A 25,549-nucleotide genomic window follows, 5' to 3' on the forward strand; every position below is an offset into this window, starting at 1 on the left:
GCCTGCTCCCAAGCGCAGGGGATTAAACATGCAGAAAATTTCATATCGCCATTTGATGGCTGGCGCTGCATTCAGCGCATTGTTCACCGCCATTCCCGCATTCGCGCAGACCGCCGACACCAGCGCGCCTGCCGCGGATGAGATTGAGGAAATCGTCGTCGTCGGCACCGCTGGCGCAGGCACCCGCCGCCAGGATGCGTCCTTCGCCGTAACCACGCTGAGCAGCGACGCGATCACGCGCGCCGCCCCCAACAGCACCGCAGACCTTCTGCGCACCGTGCCGGGCGTGATGGCGGAAAGCTCCGGCGGCCAGAATGGCGCGAACATCTTCGTGCGCGGCTATCCGTCCGGCGGTGACGCCCAGTTCGTGACTTTCCAGATGGCGGGCACGCCGATCTTCGCGCCGCCAACGCTGTCCTTCCTTGAAAACTCGCAACTCATCCGCCTGGATGAGACTGTCGAGCGCGTCGAAGCCGTCCGTGGCGGCACCGGTTCGCTTTTCTCGGCCGGTCAGCCGGGCCTGACCGTGAACGTCGTGCCCCGCACCGGCGGCGCCACGCTGAAGGGCTTTGCGAAGCTGTCCTACACCGATTTCGACGAGATCCGGGGCGATGCCTGGATTTCCGGTCCGCTGGATGACAGCACCGGCTTCATGGTCGGCGGCTATTATGCGCAGGGCAACGGCATTCGCGATCCGCGCTATCGCGCCGAAAAGGGCGGTCAGATCACCGCAAACATCCACCATGACTTTGATGGCCGTGGCTCGGTGGAAGTTTACGCCCGCTATCTGAACGATCGCGGCCAGTGGCTGTTGCCGATCCCGGTCGTGTCGGACAGCAATGGCAAGGTCCGCGCTTATCCCGGTTTCGATCATGGCACCGGCACGCTTAACGGCCCCGACACGCAGATCACCACCAATGTCGTCGGCCGCACGCTCAACCTTTCCGAAGGTCGCGGGGCCAAGGTTATCAACACCGGCATCAACTTCGACTATGAACTGGTTGACGGCCTGCGTTTCCGGGAGCGGACCAGCTATCTGGGCGGCAACGCCGATACGCTCGGCCTTGTCCCGGTTGAAGCGCCGACCTCCGCTGCGACGATGGCGACGCGGCTTGGCGGGGCGGGTTCGACCCTCGCATCGCTTTCCTATGTGAATGGCGGCACCGCAGTTGCTGGTGGCGCGGATGCGCAAGTGATGCGCGCAGGCATTTGGGAAGTGCGCAAGAAAATCTCGTCCTTCGTGACCGATAGCTCTCTGGAATGGACTGCCGGCAACAACAAGCTGACCGGCGGTTTCTACTATACCGGCTTCAGCTCGCGTGACGTGTGGGCGCTGGGCAATCAGGTGCTGCTGGCTGCTGAGCCGAACGCCCGGCTGCTCAACATGACGCTGACCAATGGCGCTGGCGCGCAGCAGACGGCGACGCTGAATGGCTTCTCCAGCGGCCCGGCATTCCAGGTGCGCGGTTTCTATCAGGGCAGCGACTATGCCTTCTACGCGGTCGACGAACTGCAGATCACGCCGGAACTCCGCATTGACGGCGGCGTGCGCTGGCAGCGTCACGTCATTGACGCGACGCTCAGCACCTCGGCCAATGGCGGCACGGTGAATCTGGATGGCAACCCCAACACCCTTTACGACAACAGCGTCACGCAATTGGGTGAAAACCGGTTCATCAACTACAAGGACTCGGCCTGGTCTTGGACGGCCGGCGCCAATTACGACTTCAGCCGTGAGATTGGCGTGTTCGCCCGCTACAGCCGTGGCAACAGCTTCCCGCAGTTCGACAATCTGCGTGAGGCTTCGGCCGTCAACATCGCCGACGGCACTGGCCTCGCCGCAGTCGCCAAGGTCGATACCTATGAAGCTGGTCTGAAGTTGTCGACGCGGTTCGCCAACCTCTATGCGACCGTGTTCCACAACAAGTTCGACGGCCTGGCGACCACCACGCTGATCAACAACGTACCGGTCAGCTCGAACGGCGGCGCGAAGGCGACCGGCGTTGAGCTGGAAGGCGTGATCCGTCCCTTCGCCGGGTTCAGCATCGCTGCGGCGGGCACCTGGCTGGATGCCAGCTATCGCGACTTCTTCACCGGCAATGGCGCGATCGACAATACCGGCAATCAGGTACAGCGGCAGCCGAAATGGGCATGGCGCGTCACCCCGGCTTATGAAGTCGAGATCGGCGGCCTGAAGCCGGCGATCTTCGCGACGCTGCAATATACCGGCGACCGCTTCTCCGATCCGGAGAACAACCAGGTCCTGCCGCACTTCTATCAACTCGATGCCGGCATCTCGGTCGACATCAATGAGCGGGTGAAGCTGGCGGTGACTGGCAACAACCTGACCGACGAGCTGGGCCTGACCGAAGGCAACCCCCGCATCATCGGCGGGCAGGGCACCGGTGCAATCCTTGCGCGTCCGATCCTCGGCCGGTCGTTCCGGTTCAGCGCGGCGGTCAGCTTCTGATCGCCCAATGGACCGCAGGGATGTCCTGAAGGGAATGGCCGGGGCGGCGGCAATGTCCGTCGCCCCGGCTGCCCTTGCCCAGGCGGCCAAAGGCAGGCAGCGCAATATCCTGCTTCTGATCTCCGACGATCAGGGGCTGGATCTGGGCTGTTATGGCGTGCCGATCCGCACGCCCCGTCTCGACCGTTTCGCGCGGGAGGGTACGCGCTTTACGCAGGCTTATGCCGCGGTTTCGTCATGCAGCCCCAGCCGGGCGGTGATCAATACCGGCCTCTACACGCATCAGAACGGCATGTACGGCCTGCAGCACGACGTGCACAATCAGTCGCTGTTGCCGGGTATCGAAACACTGCCGTCCCTGCTGCGCGCTGCGGGTTATGCGACCGCGCTTGTCGGCAAGAAGCATGTAGGGCCGGATTCCGCATTTCCCTATGAGGCGGAACTGGTCCCTGAGCGATCCGGTATCCGCGATGTGCGGGAACTGGCGATCGCCACCTCCAGCTTCATCCGCTCGACGGATGACCGGCCTTTCTTCGTAACTGTCGCCTACAGCGATCCGCATCGCGCGGCGGTTGATTATGGCAATGACCGCCGCTGGCCGGATGTGGAGCCTGTCGTCTACGATCCCCGCAAGGTTCCGATCCCCTCGCATCTACCGGACCTGCCAGCGGTGCGCGCGGACCTTGCCGAATATTATGAGGCGCTCAGCCGCCTCGACAGCGGTGTCGGCATGATCCTCGATGATCTCGCCGCCACTGGCCGGACGGACGATACGCTGGTGATCTTCCTCAGCGACAATGGCCGTCCTTTTCCGGGGGCCAAGACCAATCTCTATGATCCCGGCCTGCACCTGCCGTTGATCGTGCGCGCGCCGGGCGCTGCGCCTGCGGTCAACGACGCGATGGTAAGCTGGGTCGATGTCGCGCCGACGGTGCTGGAGTGGGCAGGGGTCGCGCCGCCCAGCGCCTATAAATTGTCGGGCGGCTCCCTGCTTCCTCTGCTTGGCAAGCATGATGATCCTTCGCGCGACGCGATATTCGCCAGTCACGACTTTCATGAGATCAACCAATATTATCCCATGCGCGCCATCCGTACCCGGACGCACAGCTACATCCTCAATCTCGCCAGTCCGCTGGACTATCCGATCGCGGGAGACGTTGGCGGTTCGCCATCGTGGAAGGCGATCAGCGCCGATCCGTCGATCCCGATCGGCAAGCGGACGCAGGCGGCCTATCTGAAGCGAGACGCAGAGGAATTATATGATCTGGCCCGTGACCCGGACGAACTGGTCAATGTCGCCGCCGATCCTGCCTATGCGTCTATAAAGGCCGCGCTTGCCGAACGCCTCCACGCGGTGCGGGCAGAGACAAAGGACCCATGGCTGGCCGGGCAAACCGATCCCTATGCCCATGTCGGGAAACATTGATGCCGAAAGATATCGACCGAAGGGGTATTTTACTGGCGGGCGGCGCTGGCGCTTTCGGTCTGTATAGCTGGACTGCCGCTGCCTCTTCGGCGGCTTTGGCCAAAAAGGAATTGACCCTCCAGCGCCGGCCCGGCGTGAAGCCGAAAAATATCCTGGTCGTTCTGACGGACGATCACCGATATGATGCCATGGGCTTCATGAAGGCTCAGTCCTTTGGCGAAACGCCGACGCTTGATCGGCTGGCGCGGGAGGGCGTGCATTTCAAAAATGCGTTTGTCACGACGGCGCTGTGCTCGCCAAGCCGGGCGTCGATCTTCACCGGACTCTACGCGCACCAGCACCGGGTGGTGGACAATAACCATCCGATCCCGCCGGGCCTGATCTATTATCCCGAATATCTCCAGCATGCGGGATATGAGACGGCGTTTATCGGCAAATGGCATATGGGAATGGAAACCGACACGCCCCAGCCGGGTTTTGATCGCTGGGTCAGCTTCAAGGGGCAGGGTACTTATCTACCCAGCGAGGACGGCCTGAACATCGATGGCCGGAAGGTGCCGCAAAAGGGATATCTGACCGACGAACTGACCGACTATGCGCTCGACTGGATCGGTAGCCGGACCGGCAAGCGCCCCTGGATGATGCATCTCGCGCATAAGGCTGTGCATGCGGAGTTCATTCCGGCGGAACGGCACGCGGGACGTTATGCGAAAGAGACGTTCCGCTATCCCGAGAATATGAAACCGGGCGTTCCCGGCCGTCCGATGTGGGTCGAAAACCAGCGCAATAGCTGGCATGGCGTCGATTATCCCTATCACGGGCAACTCGACATCGGCGAATATTATAAACGCTATATGGAGACATTGCTGTCGGTCGATGAGGGTCTGGCGCGCATCATGGAGTTGCTGGAGCGCCGCGGCGAACTCGACGACACGCTGATCCTGTATATGGGCGACAACGGCTTCATGTTCGGTGAGCATGGCCTGATAGACAAGCGCGCCGCCTATGAGGAATCGATGCGCGTGCCGATGCTTATGCGGTGTCCGTCTCTGTTTGGTGCGCGAACGGTGGACCAGGTGGTTGCCAATATCGATGTCGCGCCGACCATGCTCGCGGCGGCCGGACTTGATGCTCCGAAGGGCATGATGGGCGCGGACATGCTGCCGCTGGCGCGGGGAGAGCATACGCCTTGGCGCAGCGAACTGATGTATGAATATTATTGGGAGCGGAATTTCCCCCAGACGCCGACCGTCCACGCGCTACGCGAGGACCGGTATAAATATATCCATTTCCACGGCATCTGGGATGTGGACGAACTTTACGATCTAGCCGCCGATCCGCACGAGAATGACAATTTGCTGGCCCGTCCCGGCCATGAAGATCTGGCAGAAAAGATGAGCGCGAAATTATTCCGCATGCTGGAGGATACGAACGGCATGCAGATTCCGCTCAGCGCCGATGCGGGAGAACGCAACGAACTGCGCGACCCCGCGAAGCCTGGCGCACAGGGCGCGCCATTTCCGCCACGATTTTTCCGTCCACCCTCTCGCTGAAGGCATGGTTTGCGCTTCAGGCGCGGTAAGGATCGCCGGTGGCCGGATCCTTCAACCCCTCGCTATGAATGCGCGCCATCCGCCAAGATGCGTGATGTCCTCCGCACCGGTCATGGCGCGTGGTTCGGCCACGAAACCCTTGACGCTGGTGCCGTCACCCAAGGTTACCGTTCCAATGGCCAATGGAGCGGGCACTTCCGCGACGAAGCTGCCGAAGGCGGCGACATCAAGCTCGTAAACCTCGACGGCAATGGGCGCTCCATCCTGGCTGTGGATCAGTGCGGGCTTGGGCGGAACGCTGTCCGCCATCGCATAAAGGCGATAGGTGGGGGCAGTTTCAAATGCGCCCACAAAGGTCGCGTCCCTTGACGTAAGTTGCCAGTGCAGCGGCATATCCTTCAAGTGCGCGCCGACGACGGCCAGTTTCACGCTTTGCATTTTTCCCTCCATGTCGAGTGGTGGCAGGCGCGGCAGATCAGCCGCCGCGAAATAGCTCTCGGCCACGGCAAGAAGGCCATGGTCGCTGTCGGCAGGACCAATCAGCGTGATTCCGAAACCTGTCCCGTTGGACCGCACGCCGGCGGGAACGGCGACCGCCGCCATGTCGAGCAGATTCACGAAATTGGTATAGGCGCCCAGATTGCTGTTCAGCGCGATCGGCGCCGCCTGCAATTCAATGACGCGATATGTCGTGCCGGTCGTCGGGAATGCGAGCAGGTCGATTTCGTCCCAGAGTTCATCCGCATGGCGTTTCAATTCAGCAAGGCGGTAGATGCCGTTGAACAGGTCAACCGCGCTGATGGACGCGCCCGGTTCCACCACCTCGCGAACCGTTTCGTCTATTGCGCCCGGATTATTGGTCAGCAGATCGGCGATGGCGGCTGCGCGTTCCGCAACCCAAGGGCCACTATAGAGGAGCCGCGCCGCCTCCTGCAGGGGCGCCATGTCGATCTCGACGATCTCTGCCGTCGCAGCCAGAGTGTCGAGTGCGCGATCGTAAAGATATTCGGATTCGCCGTCCCCGAACCATAGGCGCTGGTCGCGGCGAGGGACACCGATGCGCTTGGGCTGGACCGGGCGATCGGCCAGCGGTTTGGAATAGGGATCGGCCGGATCGAAGCCTGCAATAACTTCATCGACGAGCCGCGCGTCCGAAATCCGGTCTGTGAATACAGTGATGCAATCGAGCGTGCGGCAGGCGGGAACCAGGCCGCGCGTGCTCCACCGGCCCTTGCTGGGTTTGAAGCCGATCAGATGATTGAAGGCGGCGGGGACCCGGCCGGAACCCGCCGTGTCGGTGCCCAGCGCAAATCCGACAAGCCCTGCAGCAACGGCGACAGCGGAACCGGAACTGGAGCCGCCGCTGACATAAGCGAGATTATAGGCATTGCGGGGAATGCCATAAGGGCTGCGCGTGCCGACCAATCCCGTTGCGAACTGGTCAAGATTGGTTTTGCCGACGCAGATCGCGCCAGCCGCTTCCAGCCGGTCGATGACGGATGCGGATGTATCGGGGCGATAGGCGAAAGCGGGGCAGGCGGCTGTCGTCTCTAAACCGGCGACGTCGATATTGTCCTTCGCCGCATAGGGCACGCCGGCAAGGGGCAGCCGCTCTCCGGCTGCGATCCGCGCATCTATTGCGCGGGCTGCAGCGCGCAGGGCGTCTGGCGCGGTGCGGCTGATCCAGATTTGCGGCTGGATGGCGTCGTAGGCAGCGATCCGGGCCAGCGTTTCTTCCGCCACAGCAAGGGCGGTCGTTTGCCCGCTGTTGACGGCGGCGGCGATGGAGGCGACGCCGCAGCGGTCAAGGCCGGTCATGGATGCCGCCTCAGGGCCAATAGCGGCGTGCCCGGCTGCAGGGATTGCCGTTCCTGCATATATAGCGCGGCGATTGTGCCACTGCTGGGGCTTTCCAGTGGGCACTCCATCTTCATCGCCTCGATCACTGCGATGACATCGCCGGTCTTGACCGTGTCGCCGGGCGCCACCAACAGCTTCCAGACACTGCCGCCAAACGGCGCCTCGATCACGTCCGCGCCTTCGGGCACGTCTATGGCTGTCGTTGCAGCCCCGGTGTCGGCGCTATCTGTCAGATCAGTGACGCGATCAAATTCGCCCGACCGCTGCCATTCGGCGCGTTCTTCATCGAAAGCGGCCTGGCGCTGCGCCTCAAAACTGGCGATCGATTCTGCATTGTCCGCAAGAAGCTTGCGATAGTCGGCCAGCCGGAACTCTGATTCCTCGACCTGGATGGAACGGCGGCCATTGGGAAAATCGCGACGCCATTCGACCAGTTCCTCCGCGCTCACCTTGAAAAAGCGTATTTGGTCGAAGAAGCGCAGCAGCCACGGTTTGCCATCGACGAAGGCGTCCGTTTGCCGGTGCGTATTCCAGACCTGAATGGTGCGGCCGAATAGCTGATAGCCGCCTGGACCCTCCATGCCATAAATGCACATATAAGCGCCGCCAATGCCCACGACATTGGGCGGGGTCCATGTGCGGGCGGGGTTATATTTGGTGGTGACCAGTCGGTGCCGGGGATCGACCGGCGTCGCCACCGGAGCGCCGAGATAGACGTCTCCCAATCCCAGCACGAGATAGCTGGCGTCGAAAATCAGATTCTCGACAGCATCGGCGTCGGGCAGGCCGTTGATGCGGCGGATGAACTCGATATTGTCCGGGCACCAGGGCGCATCGTCCCGTACAGCGCCCATATATTTTTCGATCGTTTCAATCGTTGCCGGGTCGCGCCAACTGAGCGGCAGGTGGACGATGCGGGAGGGGGCCGAGAAATCCTCAAGGTCGCCCAGCCGTTCCTCCGCCTCCATCAAGGCCGTAAGCGCGCCACGCTGGTCCAGCACATCGCCGTCGAAATGGAGCTGCAGCGACCGTATGCCGGGCACGATATCGATGACGCCTGGCAAGGCGAGCCGTTCAAGCTCCGTCATCAATGCCTGAACGCGAATACGAAGCTCTATGTCGAGGACGATCGGGCCATATTCGACCAGGATATTGCGGTCGCCCTGCTGTCTGTAGACGGTGCGCGGGCGCGATCCCTGCGCGGGGATATCCGCAAGGATAGGCGACAGCGCGGCGATATCGCGCGCCGGAGTCAGGTCTGCAGCAACAAAATCCGGCGCAGCGCTGCTCGCCGCCGCGGCATCCTCTGCGGTCACTGGAACGAAGCGCAAGCGGTCGCCGGGGGCGAGCTGCCCGATCTTCCAGCGGTCCGCGGCGATCACCACGAACGGACATACGAACCCGCCCAATGAGGGGCCATCCGGACCAAGAATGATCGGCATGTCGCCGGTGAAGTCGACCGCCCCGATAGCATAGGGGTTGTCATGAATATTGGAGGGATGCAGACCGGCTTCGTCGCCATCCGTTCGCGCCCATTGCGGCTTTGGCCCGACGAGGCGGACGCCGGTGCGGTTGCTGTTGTAATGCACCTGCCAGTCCGCGGCGAGGATGACGTCTATGTCGTCCCCAGTGAAGAAATCCGGCGCGCCATGGGGGCCGTAAAGAACGCGAAGCGTCCATGCCTCTCCGAAGTCCGGCAGGGGGAGGGGAGAAAGCGGCGCAACCACTTCCGCACCGCCAAGGTGCAACGTATCCCCCGCAAGCAGCCGCCGCGCCGCATGTCCGCCAAATTGGCCGAGTTCGAAGGTGCTCTGGCTATGGAGATAGGGCGCGATGTCGAGACCACCGGCAAACAGGATATAGCCGCGAATGCCGCCGCCGGTGACGCGGCCGAGCGTGAGCGTCTGCCCAGCCGCCACATCAATCGCGACGCCGCGTTCGACCGGCGTCTCGTCCAGCCTTGCGCCGAAATCGGCGCCGGTGAGGCACAGGCGCGCAGGGGCGTTGAAGAACAGTGTCGGCCCGCTGACCGTGACCTCCAGGCCTGCCGTGCCTTCGGCATTGCCGAGCAGCCGGTTCCCGATGCGGAAGGATTGATCGTCCATCGGGCCGGACGGGGGAACGCCTATCGCCCACAGCCCCTGCCTGCCCGGCCAGTCCTGAACGGTGGTTGCAGTGCCGCCGCTCACCACGCGAATGCTGCGCGGATGATAGGCGATTGTGTCGAGCAGGCGGGTCGAGACCTCTCCGCTGATGAACGGCCCGGTCCGCACCACATCGCGCAGCCAGCGCAGGTTGGTCTCTATGCCGTCTATCCGGCTTTCGTCCAATGCGGACTGCATTGCCGATATCGCCGCTTCGCGCGTGGGCGCGTGCACGATCAGCTTTGCGAGCATTGGATCATACCAGGCGCTGATGGCGCTGCCGGCCATGATCCAGGTCTCTGCGCGAATGTCCGATGGAAAGCTGACGGCAGTCAGCGTGCCCGTGGTTGGCCGGTAATCAAGGGCGGGATCTTCGGCATAGAGCCGCACCTGTACGGCATGGCCGCGCGGGACGGGTGGTTTGGCATCCAGAAACGCGAAATCCTTTGCCGCGCCCCGGATCATCCATTCGACCAGATCGATACCCATCACCTCCTCGGTGACGCCATGTTCGACCTGAAGGCGGGTGTTCATTTCCAGGAAAAAGAATTGCTGCCTCTCGGCATCGTAAAGAAATTCCACTGTGCCGGCGGAGCGATATTTGGCGGCTTCGCCGAGCCGGACGGCGGCCGCGATAAGTTCGGCGCGGATTGCGTCAGGCAGCAGCGGCGCGGGGGCTTCCTCGACGACTTTCTGGTTGCGCCGTTGCAGTGAACAGTCGCGTTCACCCAGTGGCATGACCCTTCCGGCTCCGTCGCCGAATATTTGCACCTCTATGTGGCGGGCGCGGCGGATATAGCATTCGAGGAATACGCCAGCGTCACCGAAATTGCCCTCGCCAAGGCGCGCGACGCCCGCAAAGCCCTGCCGCACCGCAGCTTCATCCTCGCAGATGCGCATGCCGATGCCGCCGCCGCCAGCCGTAGCCTTCAGGATGACAGGGTAGCCTATCTTTGCCGCTGCCTCTGCGGCTTCCTCCTCGCCGGTCAACAGGCCGGTGCCTGGCGCGAGCGGCACGCCATGTTCGGCGGCCAGTGCGCGGGCGCTGTGCTTCAAACCGAATGTGCGGATATTTTCCGGTGTGGGACCGATAAAGACAATATCGGCGGCGGCGCACGCTTCCGCGAAATCGGCATTTTCGGCCAGGAAGCCATAGCCCGGATGAATCGCCCCCGCGCCAGTTTCTTGCGCGGCCTTCAGGATCGCGGCGGTGTCGAGATAACTTTCCGGCGCGGGCGCTGGCCCGATGCAAACCGCCACATCCGCCTGCGAGACATGGAGCGATGCCGCATCCGCCTCCGAATAGACGGCGACAGAACGCAGGCCCATCTGGCGCAATGTGCGGATGATCCGGGTGGCGATTGCCCCCCGGTTCGCAACCAGGACTGTGTCGAAGCTCATGCGGTGACGATCATCCGTACGGGCGTGGGGTTGAAGGCATTGCAGGGATTGTTGATCTGAGGACAGTTGGACACCACGACGATGACATCCATTTCAGCGCGCAGGTCGACCGTTAGGCCAGGCGCGGAAATGCCATCGACGATGCCGAGCGCGCCATCCGCCTCGACGGGCACATTCATAAAGAAGTTGATATTGGAAACGATGTCCCGCTTGCCGCGGCCTTCGGTCAGGTTGGCCTCCAGGAAATTCTCGACGCAGGCATGCTGGGACTTGGTGTGGTGACCATAACGCAGCGTGTTGGACTCGCAGGAGCATGCTCCGCCGATTGTGTCATGATATTCTACGGAGGTGGCGGCGATGGTCATCATCGCGCGGCCTTCGTTCGACCTTAGCACCGTGCCAGCGCGCAGGAACAAATTGCCCTGCGCAGCGACAGTATCCTGTGCGCTGTACCGCTCGGCGTCGTCGGCCGCGGAGTAGAGGAGGAAATCGACGGCCTGATTGCCCTCCAGATCGACAATGCGCAGCGTCTGGCCTGCCGCGACATGATGCAGCCATGGCGCGCGGGCGGGCACAATCTCATCATGGACGACAGTGCCGGAGAGGCCTGAGATATGCGGGTCGCCGGAAATAGTTGAAGGGGTCATTTCGGCCTGTTCCATTCTAGCGACGGAAATAGTCTTCGACGTTGAGGAAGGCGCGTAGACCCTCCGGCGTTGCCGCGCGAATAGGGTCGTCGGAGGGCGTGACTGCACCTCGCCAGGCCGATGCGCGGAGAGGCGTGACGGTCCATTCTTCACGCGGGTCCAGAACATGCGGGCAATTGGCGATCACGACGATCACGTCCATTTCCGCGCGCAGGATCATCGTGCGTCCGGCCTCATAGGGGCCAATAAGCGGCGTGATGGTCCCGTCAGCCTCGATCCGCGTGCCCTTGAACAAATTCACGCATGGATGGACATCGCGCCGCTGCAGCCCATGCTTCGCGGAACCGAGCAACAGGCGGTCGCGGGCGTTGGGAAAGGCGCCGCTGTTCCGGCCCTCGCCATATTTGGCGTGGTTCGTCGCGGTGTTGGATGCGCCGCAAAAAGCGTCATGCGTACCGGCGCCATCTTCCAATATGCTCATGAGCACACGTCCCATATCGGAGAGGAGCAACTTGCCCGTGCCGAGATAGGCGTTCCATTGTATCTTCACCGTGTCCGCGACGTTGAGGCGCTCGCTCGGCATCTCTGCATTATAGATCAGCATCGATGCGCAGGCGTCGCCCTGCACATCTATCAAGCGAAGGCGGGAGCCGCGCGCGAGCCTGCGGCTCGCATAGCCGCCTGCCGCGATCTTTTCTTCCCACAGCAGGTCATCGGACGATACCACGGCGGCGAGATCATTGGCGACAGGCGGCACGATCGGCATCGCCTCCACAACCGTTCCCGCCATGGCGCGCGCATGGTCGCGCGCGGCCATGGGATCGGCGAGCACCGCCGTCATGCCGCGACGCCCTTGCTGGCCTGGGTTTTGGTGGAAGCGCTAGAATCCTTATTCTCGAAACCATCCTGCTTGTGGAGCGGCGGCAGCAGCGCGGTCGTTGTGACAAGCTGTAGCTGGTGTACGCCGCGAATGCCCCGCAGCGCGTCGCACAGTTCCTTCAATCGCATGGCCGGACCCTGAACCAGCAGCACTTCCAGCGACTGGTCGTCCTCCAGGAAAACATGCTGGGAAGAAATAACTTCCTTCAGATATTCCGCCTGGGTCTGGGCCAATTGATGCCGGACCCGGCCCCGGTCCCCCCGGTAAACGATCGTGACAGTGCCTGCCAGCGTATCTTCGGGACGGGTCAGCGCCTCATGCTCGGCCAGTGCGTGACGGATAAGCTCGGCGATAAGTTGCGATCGGGAGGGCAGGCCGCGCTCCTCGACCATGACGTCGAGTTGCCGGAACAACTCTGCTGGAAGACTCATGCTGAGGCGAGCGAGGCTGGTCGGTTCGGTAGTCATGCTGCAGCCTTCTCAATTATTACTAACATCGTCAAGTTTAATACTTTCGTCGTCATTGCCGATCGGTGGAGCCTGTTTTGCAAGCGGCAGATCATAGACCGCCGTGGCGCCGAACCGATGCGGCGCATGCGGATCGCGGCGGCGCTTGTCGAGAGTGAGGACGCGGGTTCCCAGGGAGAACGCCTCCCGAATGTCATGCGTGACCATGATGATCGTCAGCGAATAATCGCGCCATAAACGGGTAATGAGGGCGTGCATGTCCGCCCGTATTCCCGGATCGAGCGCACCGAACGGCTCATCGAGCAAGAGGATGCGCGGCCGTTTGATGAGAGCCTGCGCAATCGCGAGTCGCTGCTGCATGCCGCCCGACATCTGCGCGGGATAAAGATGCAGGCTGTCGCCCAGTCCCACAGCCGTCAGCATCTCTTCCGCTTCGGCTATTGCGGCGCGACGCCGCGCGCCGAAAAGCCGGGCGGTAAAGGGCGCCTGCGCGCATTCCAGCCCGAAAACCGTGTTGCGGAGCACGGACAAATGCGGAAACACTGAATAGCGCTGGAACACGACGCCGCGATCCGGCCCGCATTCGGGTTTAAGGGGTATGCCATCGAGCAGGATCGACCCGCGCGTAGGCACTTCCTGCCCAAGTATGACGCGCAGCAGGCTGCTTTTTCCAGCGCCCGACGGCCCGATGATCGAGACAAAGGAGCCTGCCGCGATATCAAGGTTTACGCGTTCAAGAACGACCTTGTCGCCATATTCGACCCAGACGCCGCGGAGACTGAGGAGCGCGCTCAATGCTCCTCTCCATGCGCCCATGAGAACAGGCGGCGGCTGGCCCATGTCAGGAGCATATCCATCGCGATCGCCAGCAACGCGATCCAGGCGACATAGGGCAGGATGATGTCCATGGAGAGATAGCGGCGGACAAGAAAGATGCGATAGCCAAGACCTATGTCGGACGCGATCGCTTCGGCCGAGATCAGAAAGACCCAGGCTGGGCCGAGCGACAGGCGCACAGCCTGAATAAGGCGCGGCATCGCCTGTGGCAGCGCCACGCGCAGCATCAACTGCCAGCTACTGGCTCCCAGCGTCTGCGCCTTGACGATCTGTTCCCTTGGCAAAGCGGCGATATGGGCCGCGACGTCCCGGATCATGAACGGCGCTATGCCTATGACGATCAACGCCACTTTTGCCGTTTCGCCAAGGCCGAAGGCGATGAACAATATCGGCAGCAGCGCGATGGGCGGTATGACGGCGATCCCCGTTACCAAGGGGCCGAATGTGGCGCGTACAGGCGGCAAAACGCCCAGAAGCAGACCCACCAGCAATGCCGATAGGGTGGATATGCCAAGCCCCATACCGAGCCGTTGCAGACTGGCGAATGTATCCGCCCAGAAGATGAACTGCCCGGAGAGTTGGTCGGGCTGGAACAGCAGCGCCGACATTCCTTCGGCCATGCCGCCGGGCAAAGGCAGAATCTTGTCGTTCGGATTGGCCGCATGCCGGCCGGCGGCAATCACTAGGTACAGCAGCACCAGCAACAGGATCGGGATCGCGCCGAGGAGGATGCGATTACCCCGCCTGATGCGTCGGTTCACCCACCGCATGGCGAAATATCCCCGATATTGGCCGCCGGATCAGAGCTTACCATCAGCGGCCATCTGCATATAGCTCGCGTCGAAGCGCAGGGTGATGTGGCCGGCGTCCCCCAACGTCTTGTTGCCTGGAAAAGCCATGCCGACCGCATCAGCGGATTTTGCACCCTGGCCGAACAGCCCCTTGGAATAGCTGAAATCCCGCACGCGCGTCATGGTGGTGATGAGGGCGGGCGCTGACGTGGCCGCGACGGCTGCCTTCGGATCGGCATAGAGATAAGTGGTGGACAGTTGATTGTCGAACAGTTCCGGCTTGGTGCCTGCAAGCTTAGCCATGGCGGCCCGCGCCGCTTTTCCTTCCGCATCCTGCCGCTGCATCAGCGCGGTTGTCTCATACCAGATGCCGGCTAGCGCTTTGCCGAGATTGGGGTTGGTTTTCAGCGTAGCTGTATCGACGACCAGCAGATCGAGGATCTCGCCGGGAATATCTGCAGAGCTGAATACCTGTTTCGCGCCCGGCGCCGCCCTCATCACTGAAAGCTGGGGGTTCCAGGCGACGGCGGCGGTCACCTCCGGGGCGGCGAAGGCCGCGACAATGTCCGCGTCCGACGTGTTCACCGTTTTAACGTCGGTCAACGCCATGCCGATGGACCCAAGGCCACGCGCAAGCAGATAGTGCGATACCGACAGTTCCGCGAGATAAACCTGTCGGCCCTTGATTGCAGCCAGCTTGTCCGCGCCTTTCAGCATGATCCCGTCATTGCCGTTTGAATAGTCGCCGACGATGATGGCGCTGGTGTCCTTGCCTCCCGCTGCGGGGATCGTGAGCGCGTCCATATTCGCAACCGTGACGCCATCCAGCTTCCCGGCGGTATATTGGTTCACCGACTCCACATAGTCGTTCACCTGGACGATGTTGATCTTGAGGCCGTATTTGTCGGCCCATTTCTTCACGATGCCGGCCTGCTGGGCGTATGGCCAGGGCATCCAGCCTGCATAAATCGACCAACCGATGCTGAACTCGGTCCGCGGCTCCTGTGGCGCGTTCGATGAGGGTGAGCAGGACGCCGCCATAAGTGCGCACGCCATGAGTGCGATTTTTCCCGCGCCGCGAATCCGGTTGAGCATGATTCGTCCCCTTTCGCACTGCAGCATTGCCGCAAATCGAACCTTTGTCCATGCATCATTATTACTGTTGCGGCATTTGGTAATATCAATACTATGGCCGCAGCGTTGGTCGGACGGGCTTCGATCCACAAGACGCGTCGACGGGGAGAGCATGCATCGGAAGGCGCTGTGGCGAAAGCTGCTCGACGGTTCATATCCGGGGGATTTCGATGGCGCAGAGTTCCACAAAAAAACCATCTTCAACCGGCGCTTCGCAGTCAGCGGCAGCGCGCACCTACCCCAACGGCAATCCCGACCTGGACTATAATCCCGTTGGCGTCCGCAATACGGACAGCGCCGTGCCGCTGCATCGCAAGAAGGCTGTTGTCCATGATTATGCATGCGACGGCGCAGCACCCGGCAATCTGGCGTTCCGTTGGATATTCGGTTCCAACGTCGCCGCCACGAACCGCGATCCGCGCGTTCAGGTCGTGCAGTATAATGAGGACAGCTTCATCCTGCGGCAGAATGTCTGCGCGCATTGGGAGGCGCCTTTCACCTATCTCCTGTTCGGCAACAAGGGCGCCCTGCTGATCGACAGCGGCGCTACCGCAGACGCGCAGCATTATCCGCTGCGCGAGACGGTGGACGCCATCATTACGCGATGGGGGCAGGCGCGCGGGCGGAGCAAGGTGCCGCTCACCGTCGCGCTGACATCCGGCGAGGATATCGCGCAAAATCAGGGCCTGGTGCAATTTGCGGGGCGGCCGGATACGATGATCGTGCCCAAGCCGCTGGAAGTGATGAAGCGCTTCTACGGCCTGGGAAGCAGTTGGCCTGGGGGTACCGGCAAAATCGATCTGGGCGATCGCGTGATAGAGGTGATCCCGACGCCGGGCACGCATAAGGATGGCGTCAGTTTCTACGATCCCTATTGCGATTTCCTCTTTACCGGCGACCTCCTGTTTCCCGGCAAGATCAACATCAGCAATGACGGCGATTTCGTGGCCTCTCTGGAGCGGCTCAAGGACTTTGCTACGCGCCAGCCGGTCAAATGGATCATGGGCGGCCATATCGAGATGATGTTCGTGCCGGGCAAATATTACCGGCGCTTCGTCAATTACAAACCTTATGAACGCGTGCTGGAGATGGAACCCGCGCTGATCGATGAGGCGCTGCAATATGCCCGTGAAGTGCAGGGCAAGGACATGATGCTCATCCGTCCCGATTTCGCGCTTTTCAACGGCGTCAGTCCTGATCAGCGCACACGGGTCTGGCCAGAGGGCGTACCCAATATCACGCCGCCATTCCATTTCTGAAGATCGGGAGAGCTTATATGGATCGCCGCACTTTCCTGACCTACAATGCCGTTGCCGCCGCTGTGCCGCTGTCTGGCGCAATGATGACCGGCATCGCCCAGGCGGCGTCGGCCGCCGCACGCCCGGCTCCCATTGATTTCAAGAGCAACCTTCCCGCCAAGGGCAGCTTTCCGGAAAAATGGATTTGCGGATCGTCGTCCTGCATGGACAACACCGATCCCCCGGTCCAGGTCCACTGGTACAATCCGCACACCGCGATCCTGCGGCAGAACAAGGCATATAGTTACGAGGCGCCCTTCGCCCCGCTCTACTTCGGCAACGACCGTGTGTTGCTGCTGGACGAGGGGTTCACGCAATTACGCAATGAGTGGGACCTTCGCGGCGTGGTGGACCAGTGCATCAACGAATGGTGCGCCCGCAATGGCCGTGATCCCGCCAGCCTGGAGCTGCTGGTCGCCTACAGTCATTTGCATGGCGATCACTATATGGCGGTCAACCAGTTCGCTGATCGTCCCAACACCCGTTATATGGGCCAGACGCATGAGGAGATGGTCGGCTTCTGGGGCATGACCAATTTCCCGGAGGAGCGGGTGACGCTCGACCTTGGCGGGCGCGACATATTGATCTGGGGGTCGCCCGGACATGTGGTGTCGGAGTTCGCCTATTATGACAGCTACACCCAGATTCTCTACACTGGCGACATGTTCTACCGCGGACGCTGCTACATCAGTTTCTGGCAGCCCTGGTTCGACAGCATGAAGCGGCTGATCGACTTTTGCGATACGCATCCGGTGACGCATGTCATGGGATGCCATGTGGAGATCAGCAAGGACGGCCAGGACTACGCCTATGGCATGACCTGGCAGCCTGACGAGGCGCCTGTGGAGATGACCGTGCAGCAATTGCGCGAAGCCTTCGCCCATGCCCAGAAGATCACTGAACCCGGCATTTATTTCACCGGCACGGTTTTCCTCTGCAACCAGACGCGGGGCACGACCACGATCGACAGGAACCCATATCGTTACGGCTGAGGCGCCACATTGTCAGAGGGAAATGAGAGCATGAAAAAGCCCATTGGTTTGACGCTGTCATTGGTCGCGTTGTGCGCTGCGGCTCCACCGGATCCAAAAGCGCTGAGCGAGCAGGAATTCACCGTGCCAGGCTTCGCCGATTTTCTGGCGGTGGATGGCGACTCCGTGTGGACAACAAATGACGGCCGCGTCGAAAAATGGTCGGCCAAAGGTAAGCAGGCGTCAGTCGATATGCCAAAGCCCTGCGGCGCGATGGCGATGGCGTTCGGTTCGCTTTGGGTGGCGAATTGCAAGGGCGGCGAGGTTTACCGGATCGATGCCAAGACGGCGCGCATAGTTGCAACTATCCCGGTCGGCTTAGGCCCCAGCGGCGAATTGAACGTGGTTGCGGGTGCGGGTTCGATATGGGCGCCCAGCGAGACGACCGGCAAGATCGCCCGGATAGATCCGGCCACTGACAAGGTGGTCGCTTCCATCGATGTAGCGCCCGGCACGTCTTATCTGACCTTCGGATTTGACGCGCTATGGGCTGCAAGCGGCAAGGCGCAATCGCTTCAGCGGGTGGATCCTAAAGTCAATGCAGTGACCCACACGATCGCGCTGGGCAAGCAACCGGGCTTTCTTGTTGCGGGCGAGGGCGCCGTCTGGGTGCAGGAACAGGGCGACGGTACTTTGGCGCGCATCGATCCGGCCACCGCCGCCGTGTCCGGTCGCGTCAAGGTCGGCAAGACGCTGATCTATGGCGATATCGACGCGGGGGGCGGAGTGGTTTGGCTTCGCACTACCGAAGACCAGACATTCGTGGCGATCGATCCGAAATCGATGGAGATACTCGTACGCGCGGGCAAGCCGGCGGGCAGCGGGGCCTTGCGCTACACGCCCTCTGGCATCTGGACCAGCGCGCATGACGTTCATACCCTGTCCTGGTGGAGCGCTGCGCCAAAGGAGAAGCCATAGCCTCGCCTCTCCATCTAGGAACGCGGTTTACGAATCAGCGGGATGCCAGCCGCTTTCATTCAACGATGTTAAGCGCATTTTTGGACCAAGTGACTTTCATCTACGCGGGTTGCGCGCAATCGTTTTCGTAAAAAGCGCCGTTTTCTGGCGTTTATCGAAAGACGCAGGCGCGGCGGGCAACCTCATAATTAATACTCTTGACGCAATAAGTAATATCAATACCGTGTGTCATATCGCAGTTCAGAGCGACGTCACCGAGAGAGAGAGGATCGAAATGTTGGGCCGGTCACCGGCTTGATTGGGGAGATCTTTTGTGGATCAGATTCCTGCTCATAATGCTGCTCTCTCGGGCGACCTTCAATCCGTCGCTGGCGGCGCTTACGATGCGCGGGTGGGGCAGAGTGGGATCGGGAAGACCTTGGTCAACCTCATTCCCCCGGCAATGGTTGTCGCTGTCATATTATTCTGGATGTACGGTCCTCAGGCCTGGATCAAGAATGATTGGTCAATACTTATAGCTGGCGGCCTGACCACGGCCTTCGTGCTTTCGCTTGAATGGGTGTTTGAGCGGCATGCGGGCTGGCGTTTGAACAGGCGCGAATTTGCCACAGACCTTTTCTATGTGATCTTGAGCTATACGGTCATTGCCTGGGTCACCAGCACGCTCGCCGAGGAGCCTTTGAAGGCGGTCAAGAAATCTCTTGGCATCACCACTGAATGGGCCACGCACATGCCGTTCGTGTTGCAGGTCGCGCTGGTGATTTTTCTCATCGAATTCGGCCAATATTGGATGCACAGGCTGATGCACAACTGGCATCCCTTCTGGCTGACCCATGCGCCGCATCATCACATTACGCAGTTGAATGCGATGAAGGGCGCCGTGGGTAATCCGGTGGAGTTGTTCCTGATCAGCCTAAGCGTGGTCGCGCTTTTCGACTTTCAGCAGTCTGCGCTGTTCTGCGCGTTCAACGTACTGGGCGTGGTGTCCACTTTCGCGCATGCCAATGTGCGGTCCGACCCGCCGCTATTCTATTCCTTCTTCTTCACGACAATCCGCCATCACAGCCTGCATCATTCAGTGGGTTATGAGGAAACGCGCTGCAATTACGCCAATTCGCTGATCCTGATCGATCGCGTTCTGGGCACCTATCGTGAGGGTGAAGGCATTCTTGTCGGGCAAGATGATCGCAGGAGGCTCTCAATCTGGGAGCAGTTCATGTTCCCATGGTTGTCCTGGATCGAAAAGATCAAGGCGAGACGGAAAAATTCAGCCGTCGCGGCAAGTTGATAAGCTGCGGATGGCAGGAATTGCGCCGGATTTACCAGTTCGACGGGTTTTGAAAGTCGGACTGCACTACGTCAGCAAATAATCCGAAAATCGGAGCTGACGCATTCAAAAGGGGTCCTCGATCAAAGGACCAATCAAGTTCTGGCGGAGAGGCGTCAGGGCGCGGGAGAGCTTTACCAAAAAAAGGGGAAACACATGTCATATCGCGCGAAACTTAGGCTAGGGCTTTTATCCGCAACCATATTCACGAGCGCCGCGCTCGCAACGCCGGTGATGGCGCAGGAGGCTCAGGAAGCCGCTGCAACGGATGGCGATTATATTATCGTCACGGGCACGCGCCGCAGCACGACGATCATGGAAACGCCGATCAACATTTCGGCGGTCAGCGCGGAGGAACTGGCGCGGCAGCGGATTCAGGATGTGCGCGACCTGGCTGATTTCACGCCTGGCCTGACAATTTCCGACACTGGCCCTGGTACAACTGGAGCAATCGTGCTGCGCGGCCTCAGTGCATCTGATGTGGACGCTACTGGCACGAACTATGACGATTCTCTTGGCGTTTATCTGGGTGAGGTTCCGCTTTATTACGACTTCAAGCTTCTCGACATCAATCGAGTAGAAGTACTGCTTGGGCCGCAGGGCACGCTCTATGGTCTCGGTACGCTGGCGGGCGCGATCCGCTACATCCCAAATCGTCCGGACGTCAGCAATTTTTCCGGCGAAGTCCATGGCAGCTTTTACGGCAAGAGCCACGGCAGCAAGCCCGGATATCAGGGGGACGCCGTCCTCAATATCCCGATTGTCCGGGACTATATCGCTTTCCGGTCGACCACAGGATATTATTATGATCCCGGCTTTATCGACTATCCGCTGCTGATCCAGACGCCCGGCGTGTCGTTGCCACAACCGGACGGCCCGGACGGCGTTTCTGACGCTGGCTATGCGGCAAACCTGACGGGCCGCAAGGATCTGAATTTCGAGAAAACCTTCACGACGCGCAACCAACTGTTGTTCTACATTGACGAGGATTTCTCCGCCAACATCACTTACGCATTCCAGCGGACGAAAACCGGCGGCTCCCAATCCAACAGCGTCGGCGTTCTGGGTACTGGAAAATATGAGAATGCGAGCCGCTATGCCGAGCCGGTAAATCGCCGGGCGCACCTTCTCAGCCTGGAAGTTAACGCCAATATATTTGATATCGCTGATCTGGTGGCGACGACCGCCTATACCGAAGTCAAGTCCGACGCGCAGAGAGACAACACGGATCTGCTGCTCGATCTCGACTATGATTATGAATTGTTCCCGGCCTTCACCAGTTGGAATGAATCGCACACCAAGCGTAAGCAATATAACCAGGAAATCCGCCTCGTCTCCAGGCATGGCGGGCCGTTCAGTTGGGTGCTCGGCGGCTTCTACAACGAGAACCGCTATGGCAGCGACTATGCCGAGCATATTCCGAACCATCCCTGGGCCGATCCCGTCACCAATCCCGAATATCTTGAATATGTGAGCTACATCCGATCGAAAGTCACTGAGACGGCATTCTTTGGCGAAGGATCGTTCAAGATCACTCCGGAGTGGCAGGTTACTGCCGGTGCCCGCTACTTCAAATACACGTCGAACATCGCTGGCGCACAGACGCTGCCGATCCTGGGTGACCCACTCAGCCCCTATGAGCTGACCGCGCGAGGCGGGGAGGCTGGTAAGAGCGGATGGGTGTGGAAATTCAACAGCTCGTACAATTTCTCCGAGAACCTGATGGCCTATGCAACCTACAGCAAGGGCTATCGCATCGGCGGCCCGAACAGCGTAGCGCCTTGCCCCAATCCGTTGCCCAACGATCCTGACGGCGACAATGTCAATAACACCCAGATCATCTGCGGCTTGCCCAACGAAATCCAGTTTGGCCCGGATACCACCAAGAATATCGAGGTCGGTGTTCGCACCCAGCTTTTCGACAGGAAGCTGACGTTCAACTTCAACGTATATCAGATCAAATGGCAGGGTCTTCAGGTTGATTCCGCTACCTTGAACGGAATTACCAGCATTACGGTCAATGGCGGTAGAGCCAAATCCGAAGGCTTTGAAACGTCCTTTCAGGTAAGGCCGTTCCCCGGATTCTCGATCCAGGGCACCTATTCCTATACCGACGCCAAGCTGACCGAGGATGTACCTGGCATCATCCCGGTCAACGATCCGGCTGGTTCCTATCCCAGCGCGCCCATCACGCTAGCCGCGCTTTCGGGCGATCGCCTGCCCGGCTCCGCTAAGAACAGCGGCAGTTTGGGCGCAACCTACACAATGCCTGTCATGGACGGCAGCCTTATCGCCAACTGGACGGCAACGTACCGCGGCAATGTCGTAACGCGACTTGGTTGGGATCGCGCCTATGGCGATAAGCTCCCCAGCTATGTGATGCATCGGGCGTCGCTGACTTATGAGCGTGATAAATATAGCGTCAGCCTGTTTGCCAACAACATCTTCGACAAATTCGCCGTTGTCTCCGTCCAGAATGACAGGTCTCGCGTCGGCCTCAATGACGGTGTCCTTCTGCGCTATTACAAGCACGCAATTGCGAACCCACGCACCTTCGGCATCGAAGCGCGCGTCAAATATTGATTGCTGTAAAGGGACAGGGGCGCTCTCCAGAAATGGAGAGCGCCCCTGTTCTGTTTTCCGTCCGCAACAAGCTGCAGGCGTTGGACGGCGATAGCGCCGGCTATATGATCTTGATGCCCTGAGCCTCCAGCCAGGCCCTCGCGGGTTCTAAGGCATCTGCATAAGACCGCCATTTCCCGACGGCATCGGCATTGATTGGACGGCGCACCTGTGCCGCGCTTGGCGTCGCCACCGCTGCTCTATTCTCATGGAATGACAAGCAGGCTTCATCCCATTCCAGATGGCAATGGTCCAGCAGGCGGCGTGTCTGCCCCTTCTGGTCGGCGACCAGCGCCTCATAGGATAGTTGCAGCACCCGATCAGGGTAGAGGCGTTCCCACATCGCCATCAGCCTGTCGAAGCGCATATAATATCGCGCCGTATCCATCAGATCATAGGAATAGGCGTAATAGGCGGACTGACTGGCGAACAGATTCTTGTAGTTGCTCCAGACAGTATCCATCGGATTGCGGCGCAGGCAGACGATCCGGGCATTTGGCAGAGCGCGCGCGATATGGCCGATGTAGAGAAAATTGGCGGGCAGCTTGTCCGTAAATCGCGCTACGCCCTTGGGCCTGTGATGGCCCGCCCGTTCCATATAGGCGTCACCGATCTCGGTGGGATTGACGCCGCCGCTCGCCAATATGGTTTCAGGATCGATAACGACGCGGGATGACGTGCCTGTCAGCCGCTTGACTGCGAGCGGCATGGCCTGAAGCTCGCCCGCCGATCCAACATCCCGGTGCGAAGACAGGATACGGTCGACCAGCGTGGTTCCGGTACGCGGCATGCCCACCACAAATATGGGGGCCGGGTCCGCATTGCCTCGCCCGGCCGCAAGCGAATGCGCGCGATCGGTAAACAGCGCTTCGACTGCATCGAATATCGCGGCATCCTGGCCGAAATCATACTGGATCGCGCGTTTATGCGCGGCATTGGCGGCGGAAAGATGCTGAAAGGCATCCCCACTATTTCCGATATCTTCCAGTTCCTTCGCCAGCGCATAACGAATGCGCAGCGCATCGTCCGGCTTGCTGGCCTTGGCCAGCGCGCTTTGCAGTCTGGCCACATGATTTGCCAGCGCGGTCTGACGCGATAGAATGGCGAGTGCATAGTGGGCGCGCGCATCGCCGGGGTCTTTGGCCAGGATCGTTTCATAGTGCGCGCGCGCATCATCCACCCGGCCGGTAAAGCCGCTGGCCGCCGCGAGATTATAGCGATAGTCCAGATTGCCCGGCTGAGCCTTTACCGCCGCCGCAAACGGCATGAGCGACCCCTCATGGTCCCCAAGCCGGGCCAGCACGCAACCGATAGTGTCGAGCGTCAGCGCGTCGCCAGGCGCCAATGTCATGGCCGCCCGCGCGGCGTTGGCGGCTTCCCCATCCCGCCGCAGCAGGATCAGCAGCCTTGCCAACTGGGCCAGATGCTCCGCTTCCGGTCCCCGTTCTACGGCTGCCTCGATCAGCGGAACCGCCTTGGCGATCTGGCCCGCCTCAGCCGCCGCCATGCCCAGCAGGAAAAAGCCCGCCGGCTGTTCCGGGCTGGCAAGGGCAAGCGCCTTGGCGGCGGCAGCAGCGGCAGGCAGATCGCCACGCCGCAGAGCTGCTCTCGCCTGTGCTTCCAGCGTCAAATCATAACTCCCGTAAAAGCGTTCACGCGCGGATTAGACCAGATGGGACAGGGACCGGCTATCGGAAAAACTTCCAGGCATTGGGAGCCATGCGCCCGGCTAAACGGGTAATCCCGATATTCAGTGTCGAATATATCATGCCGTGTGGCCAAACCCTTTGTCCGTTCAATGGTCATCACTGCCCAAGCCGACCCCCGCGCATGAGAAATCACGCCTGACTGCACTGGCTGGTCCTAAAACATTCCTGCGGCGCAAGGACAGGCCGCCATATTACACGTGGCGGTTGATTGATGCCCAGTTCGCATCCTTATGCCGGGCTGATATCAGAGATGCAGGGATTGCTAAGATCTGCGTTAACGCCTCGGACTTCATAACAAAAATGGCGGTCGTCGATGCACTGCACCGCTGGGAAGGGGACGAGACATGGAGCGGTGCACATGTTCACTGACGGTGATCCTGCGTGGCTGGTAGCATTAACGCAATAGCTGACATGGTCTGACGCCTGCCTTATGAGGCAGATATGGCTATCGATTTTTGCACCGTCTCTACAAACGCTTGGCTTTTAATCGATGCAACGGCGGCCATCACAGGCTGCGTAGTAGGATATTTGGCCTATGTCTTGATAAAACGGGCAGTGCGCGATCCGCTTTCGCTTTCGGTGCCGAACTTTTTGGGTGGATGTCTGTTTCCAACAATTGTGGCAGGCATCGCTAGCTACGCGGTCTATCTCAGTGTGCCCGCCGATCCATGTAGTGGGGCGTTTACGGACGATGGGCAGTTTATCCCCCCGATCATTTTCGTGATCATCGGCCTCAGCGGTGTAACATCCTTTTGGATAGCCGCTTGGCGAAAGCTGTAGCCCTTAGCCGCTGTTATAAGCAGGTTGAGCGGCTAGAAATACGCCAGAAAGCAAATCGTAAGCGGCTTTTGGAGCTGGCCCCGCGCGGGATGAATTACTGTATTTACTAAGGAAATTTTGGTGGACGCACTTGGGCTCGAACCAAGGACCCGCTGATTAAGAGTCAGCTGCTCTACCAACTGAGCTATGCGTCCAACGTGGCTGCCAGGGCCGCGTGCCGGGCTGGTTTTCCCGGTGAGGCGCGGCGGTTAGCA

General features: G+C 60.5%; 18 protein-coding genes and 1 tRNA gene. 9 read left to right on the top strand and 10 right to left on the bottom strand.

What is annotated here, in order from left to right; genetic code table 11:
- Nucleotides 1-28 precede the first annotated feature (28 nt).
- Genes BHQ40_RS02230 through BHQ40_RS02240 form a run of 3 tightly spaced genes read left to right on the top strand, consistent with a single transcriptional unit; the run spans nt 29 to nt 5,449 of the window.
- Nucleotides 29-2,470, top strand: a complete 2,442-nt coding sequence (locus BHQ40_RS02230; protein WP_070151826.1) for a TonB-dependent receptor — start codon at nt 29-31, stop codon at nt 2,468-2,470.
- Nucleotides 2,471-2,477: 7 nt separating this feature from the next.
- Nucleotides 2,478-3,896: a sulfatase family protein gene (locus tag BHQ40_RS02235; protein ID WP_070151729.1), complete on the top strand. Its 1,419-nt coding sequence runs from the start codon at nt 2,478-2,480 to the stop codon at nt 3,894-3,896.
- A complete protein-coding gene (locus BHQ40_RS02240; protein ID WP_083276633.1) occupies nt 3,896-5,449 on the top strand; it encodes a sulfatase family protein in 1,554 nt (517 codons plus the stop codon). Before BHQ40_RS02235 ends, BHQ40_RS02240 begins: the two co-directional genes overlap by 1 nt.
- A 51-nt stretch (nt 5,450-5,500) precedes the next feature.
- Here the strand turns inward: BHQ40_RS02240 and atzF are convergent, their stop codons facing one another.
- From atzF to BHQ40_RS02280, 8 genes are read right to left on the bottom strand one after another with little or no spacing between them, the layout of a single operon-like run.
- A complete protein-coding gene (gene atzF / locus BHQ40_RS02245) occupies nt 5,501-7,267 on the bottom strand; it encodes an allophanate hydrolase (protein ID WP_070151731.1) in 1,767 nt (588 codons plus the stop codon).
- Complete coding sequence (gene uca / locus BHQ40_RS02250; RefSeq protein ID WP_070151733.1) at nt 7,264-10,854, bottom strand: urea carboxylase; 3,591 nt, start codon at nt 10,852-10,854, stop codon at nt 7,264-7,266. Before uca ends, atzF begins: the two co-directional genes overlap by 4 nt.
- On the bottom strand, nt 10,851-11,486 hold the full coding sequence (locus BHQ40_RS02255; RefSeq protein WP_171905731.1) for an urea amidolyase associated protein UAAP2: 636 nt from the start codon (nt 11,484-11,486) through the stop codon (nt 10,851-10,853). The genes uca and BHQ40_RS02255 overlap by 4 nt, the downstream gene beginning before the upstream one ends.
- Nucleotides 11,487-11,517: 31 nt before the next feature.
- Nucleotides 11,518-12,342, bottom strand: coding sequence for an urea amidolyase associated protein UAAP1 (locus tag BHQ40_RS02260; protein ID WP_070151735.1), 825 nt, complete (start codon nt 12,340-12,342; stop codon nt 11,518-11,520).
- Complete coding sequence (locus BHQ40_RS02265) at nt 12,339-12,848, bottom strand: CopG family ribbon-helix-helix protein (RefSeq protein ID WP_070151737.1); 510 nt, start codon at nt 12,846-12,848, stop codon at nt 12,339-12,341. The genes BHQ40_RS02260 and BHQ40_RS02265 overlap by 4 nt, the downstream gene beginning before the upstream one ends.
- Before the next feature lie 12 nt (nt 12,849-12,860).
- Nucleotides 12,861-13,643: an ATP-binding cassette domain-containing protein gene (locus BHQ40_RS02270; protein ID WP_070151740.1), complete on the bottom strand. Its 783-nt coding sequence runs from the start codon at nt 13,641-13,643 to the stop codon at nt 12,861-12,863.
- Nucleotides 13,640-14,455: an ABC transporter permease gene (locus BHQ40_RS02275; protein WP_070151742.1), complete on the bottom strand. Its 816-nt coding sequence runs from the start codon at nt 14,453-14,455 to the stop codon at nt 13,640-13,642. The genes BHQ40_RS02270 and BHQ40_RS02275 overlap by 4 nt, the downstream gene beginning before the upstream one ends.
- Before the next feature lie 30 nt (nt 14,456-14,485).
- Nucleotides 14,486-15,571, bottom strand: coding sequence for a putative urea ABC transporter substrate-binding protein (locus BHQ40_RS02280; protein WP_070151743.1), 1,086 nt, complete (start codon nt 15,569-15,571; stop codon nt 14,486-14,488).
- Between the two features lie 209 nt (nt 15,572-15,780).
- Here BHQ40_RS02280 and BHQ40_RS02285 point away from each other — a divergent pair, with 209 nt between their 5' ends.
- The 5 genes from BHQ40_RS02285 (at nt 15,781) to BHQ40_RS02305 (ending at nt 22,767) form a co-directional block, all read left to right on the top strand.
- Nucleotides 15,781-16,869: an MBL fold metallo-hydrolase gene (locus BHQ40_RS02285; protein WP_070151745.1), complete on the top strand. Its 1,089-nt coding sequence runs from the start codon at nt 15,781-15,783 to the stop codon at nt 16,867-16,869.
- A 17-nt stretch (nt 16,870-16,886) separates the two neighbouring features.
- Nucleotides 16,887-17,900 (top strand): MBL fold metallo-hydrolase, encoded by a 1,014-nt coding sequence (locus BHQ40_RS02290; RefSeq protein ID WP_070151747.1) that lies wholly within the window; start codon nt 16,887-16,889, stop codon nt 17,898-17,900.
- Between the two features lie 30 nt (nt 17,901-17,930).
- Nucleotides 17,931-18,857, top strand: a complete 927-nt coding sequence (locus BHQ40_RS02295) for a Vgb family protein (protein WP_070151749.1) — start codon at nt 17,931-17,933, stop codon at nt 18,855-18,857.
- Nucleotides 18,858-19,170: 313 nt separating this feature from the next.
- Nucleotides 19,171-20,145 (top strand): sterol desaturase family protein, encoded by a 975-nt coding sequence (locus BHQ40_RS02300; RefSeq protein ID WP_070151751.1) that lies wholly within the window; start codon nt 19,171-19,173, stop codon nt 20,143-20,145.
- A gap of 195 nt (nt 20,146-20,340) precedes the next feature.
- On the top strand, nt 20,341-22,767 hold the full coding sequence (locus BHQ40_RS02305) for a TonB-dependent receptor (protein WP_083276634.1): 2,427 nt from the start codon (nt 20,341-20,343) through the stop codon (nt 22,765-22,767).
- Between the two features lie 100 nt (nt 22,768-22,867).
- Here BHQ40_RS02305 and BHQ40_RS02310 read toward each other — a convergent pair whose 3' ends face one another.
- On the bottom strand, nt 22,868-24,436 hold the full coding sequence (locus BHQ40_RS02310) for a tetratricopeptide repeat-containing sulfotransferase family protein (RefSeq protein ID WP_070151754.1): 1,569 nt from the start codon (nt 24,434-24,436) through the stop codon (nt 22,868-22,870).
- Between the two features lie 520 nt (nt 24,437-24,956).
- Between BHQ40_RS02310 and BHQ40_RS25495 the strand changes: the two genes are divergently transcribed.
- Nucleotides 24,957-25,295: a hypothetical protein gene (locus BHQ40_RS25495; RefSeq protein ID WP_139139144.1), complete on the top strand. Its 339-nt coding sequence runs from the start codon at nt 24,957-24,959 to the stop codon at nt 25,293-25,295.
- 118 nt (nt 25,296-25,413) lie between these two features.
- On the opposite strand, the gene BHQ40_RS02315 is transcribed toward BHQ40_RS25495, so the two are convergent.
- Nucleotides 25,414-25,489 (bottom strand) — tRNA-Lys (locus tag BHQ40_RS02315).
- Between the last annotated feature and the right edge of the window lie 60 nt (nt 25,490-25,549).

The organism is Sphingobium phenoxybenzoativorans (genome assembly GCF_001757355.1).
In the GTDB taxonomy this organism is placed as follows: domain Bacteria; phylum Pseudomonadota; class Alphaproteobacteria; order Sphingomonadales; family Sphingomonadaceae; genus Sphingobium; species Sphingobium phenoxybenzoativorans.

What these genes read in the sequence shown, in the direction of transcription:
- BHQ40_RS02230 (WP_070151826.1), top strand. Translation starts at nt 29, where the DNA reads ATGCAGAAAATTTCATATCGCCATTTGATGGCTGGCGCTGCATTCAGC.
- BHQ40_RS02235 (WP_070151729.1), top strand. Translation starts at nt 2,478, where the DNA reads ATGGACCGCAGGGATGTCCTGAAGGGAATGGCCGGGGCGGCGGCAATG.
- BHQ40_RS02240 (WP_083276633.1), top strand. Translation starts at nt 3,896, where the DNA reads ATGCCGAAAGATATCGACCGAAGGGGTATTTTACTGGCGGGCGGCGCT.
- atzF (WP_070151731.1), bottom strand. Translation starts at nt 7,267, where the DNA reads ATGACCGGCCTTGACCGCTGCGGCGTCGCCTCCATCGCCGCCGCCGTC.
- uca (WP_070151733.1), bottom strand. Translation starts at nt 10,854, where the DNA reads ATGAGCTTCGACACAGTCCTGGTTGCGAACCGGGGGGCAATCGCCACC.
- BHQ40_RS02260 (WP_070151735.1), bottom strand. Translation starts at nt 12,342, where the DNA reads ATGACGGCGGTGCTCGCCGATCCCATGGCCGCGCGCGACCATGCGCGC.
- BHQ40_RS02265 (WP_070151737.1), bottom strand. Translation starts at nt 12,848, where the DNA reads ATGACTACCGAACCGACCAGCCTCGCTCGCCTCAGCATGAGTCTTCCA.
- BHQ40_RS02275 (WP_070151742.1), bottom strand. Translation starts at nt 14,455, where the DNA reads ATGCGGTGGGTGAACCGACGCATCAGGCGGGGTAATCGCATCCTCCTC.
- BHQ40_RS02280 (WP_070151743.1), bottom strand. Translation starts at nt 15,571, where the DNA reads ATGCTCAACCGGATTCGCGGCGCGGGAAAAATCGCACTCATGGCGTGC.
- BHQ40_RS02285 (WP_070151745.1), top strand. Translation starts at nt 15,781, where the DNA reads ATGGCGCAGAGTTCCACAAAAAAACCATCTTCAACCGGCGCTTCGCAG.
- BHQ40_RS02290 (WP_070151747.1), top strand. Translation starts at nt 16,887, where the DNA reads ATGGATCGCCGCACTTTCCTGACCTACAATGCCGTTGCCGCCGCTGTG.
- BHQ40_RS02295 (WP_070151749.1), top strand. Translation starts at nt 17,931, where the DNA reads ATGAAAAAGCCCATTGGTTTGACGCTGTCATTGGTCGCGTTGTGCGCT.
- BHQ40_RS02305 (WP_083276634.1), top strand. Translation starts at nt 20,341, where the DNA reads ATGTCATATCGCGCGAAACTTAGGCTAGGGCTTTTATCCGCAACCATA.
- BHQ40_RS25495 (WP_139139144.1), top strand. Translation starts at nt 24,957, where the DNA reads ATGGCTATCGATTTTTGCACCGTCTCTACAAACGCTTGGCTTTTAATC.